General features: G+C 31.4%; 4 protein-coding genes. All 4 read right to left on the bottom strand.

What is annotated here, in order from left to right; translation table 11 throughout:
- The coding region (gene folE / locus Q0649_RS17300; RefSeq protein ID WP_298844930.1) for a GTP cyclohydrolase I at nucleotides 1–362 on the bottom strand (362 nt) is incomplete at its 3' end.
- Nucleotides 363–365: 3 nt separating this feature from the next.
- Nucleotides 366–1,031 (bottom strand): putative 7-carboxy-7-deazaguanine synthase QueE, encoded by a 666-nt coding sequence (gene queE, locus Q0649_RS17295; RefSeq protein WP_298844929.1) that lies wholly within the window; start codon nucleotides 1,029–1,031, stop codon nucleotides 366–368.
- A 1-nt stretch (nucleotide 1,032) separates the two neighbouring features.
- Nucleotides 1,033–1,464 (bottom strand): 6-carboxytetrahydropterin synthase QueD, encoded by a 432-nt coding sequence (gene queD, locus Q0649_RS17290; protein WP_298844928.1) that lies wholly within the window; start codon nucleotides 1,462–1,464, stop codon nucleotides 1,033–1,035.
- Between the two features lie 54 nt (nucleotides 1,465–1,518).
- Nucleotides 1,519–1,992 (bottom strand): BadF/BadG/BcrA/BcrD ATPase family protein (locus Q0649_RS17285; protein WP_298844926.1); only part of this gene is annotated, 474 nt, incomplete at its 5' end.

The following is a 1,992-nucleotide window of genomic DNA, read 5'->3' as shown; positions in this document are numbered from 1 at the left end:
ACCATATCAGCTATTCTTGCTATTTTACTTAGACCAATAATCTTTTTATTAGGAACGTATGCAACTGAAACTTTCATATCATACATAAGGGCTAAATGGTGTTCACAATGACTAAAAATTTGTATATTTTTCATTATAACAATATCACGCGAATCATCTTTAACTATTAAATCATCAACAAATGTTGTATTAAACATATTAGCAATTTCAGCGTTGCTGTAACACATGCCAGCAAATACTTCTTCGTACATTTTAGCTACACGCTTAGGGGTATCTATAAGTCCTTCACGCGTTGGGTCATCACCTAATGCTATTAAAATACCTCTTATATGCTTTTCAATTGCTTTTGTATCAATCGCCATAATTTATACACCTCTCTTATTTGGATCCCAAATGATTTTATGAAGTTGAACTTGAAGATTAACACCATTCATTTTATTACTTTTCATAAATTCAACAATATCTTCTAGGTCAATTTGTCCAAATACTGGACTAATATATACATTTGTTTTATTTGTTAATTCATATTTATCTATTATATATTTGGCTCTTTGTAAATCTACCATGCTACTAGCTACAAACTTAACTGTATCTTTATAAGTTAAATAAGCAAAGTTATTTGAATCCATTGATTCTTCCATACCACTTGCTGGTAGTTTATAATCCATATTAAAGCTTGGTGGGTTGTCTATATTTGAAAACTCACCTAAATTAATACTGCCATTAGTTTCAATTTCAACATGAATGGAGTCATCATTACTCAATACTTTTAAGAGTTCTATAATTCCCTTTTGTAATAGTGGTTCACCACCAGTTAAGGTTACATTTCGAATTTGGGTAGACTTTATGTACTTGTATATATCGCCAGGCGTCATAAGATCATAAAGGGCATCTTCATTATTAGCCCAAGTAGTATCACAGTAGCCACAATTAAGGTTACAACCTGCAAATCTTATAAATACTACAAGTTGTCCTGATAGTGGACCTTCACCATTAACACTTATAAATTTTTCAACTACTTTGTATTCCACTTTAATGCGCCTCGCTTTCTTCATATGATGCACTATTATTAGGTGTTTCATAAACGGTGGTTCGTTTTACATTATATCCTTTATTTTTCATTTGTTTAAAGAAAAATTTTGCAAAGTTTTCAGCTGTTGTTCTAAAATCAACAAGTATTACTTTAAATCCGTCCTGTTTTATACAATTTAGAGTCTCATCTCTCATGCTTCCTATTTGTACAATTAGAGCATGGTCATAAGAGTCAGCCATAGATTTAACATCTCTTTTTAAATCGCCAAAATCTATTACCATCCCTTCCAATTGACCACCTTTTGTTAAGTTTTCTGATTGGACTTCAACTTCAACTTTCCATCTATGACCATGAATGTTTGCACACTTACCATCGTATTCAGAAAGAAAATGAGCACTGTCAAAGCTATGTTCTGATTTCAAAATATACATATGGAACATTCCTCCTAAAATTTATAATAAACTTAATATATTAAATTAGAGAGTCTATAAAAATTTACTCCCATAATAACAACATCCAATGGCCCCATTAAATTGAGGTTCTTTTATGGATACTATTTCGTCGTAATTGTTACTTAAATATTTTTCAATTGCAATATTACTAGCAACCCCGCCAGTTAAAATTAATTTTTTACCACGGAATCTACTAAGTAGTGGTAAAAGCCTTTTGTATAGGGAGTAATTAACGCTAGAGCACAAACTTTCTATACTTACACCTTCGGCTATTTTGCCAATTAATTCTGATTCAGAAAATACAGCGCAAGTTGAATTAAGTTCTATGGCATTCGCGTAATGTTTACTCATCTCGCCCAGTGATACTTCTAGTACGTTTGCCATGTTTTCTAAATATCTACCACAAGATGCAGCACATTTTTCATTAAGTTCTAGGTCTGTTGTAATGCCTTTTTCTACTTTTACAATTTTAACATCTTGACCACCTATATCTAAAAGTATAAAATC

It is taken from the genome of uncultured Clostridium sp., from assembly GCF_937920395.1.
Classification (GTDB): Bacteria; Bacillota; Clostridia; order Clostridiales; family Clostridiaceae; genus Clostridium_AD.
Note: the sequence above shows the minus strand (reverse complement) of the source record. Positions and strands in the feature narration are given on the sequence as shown.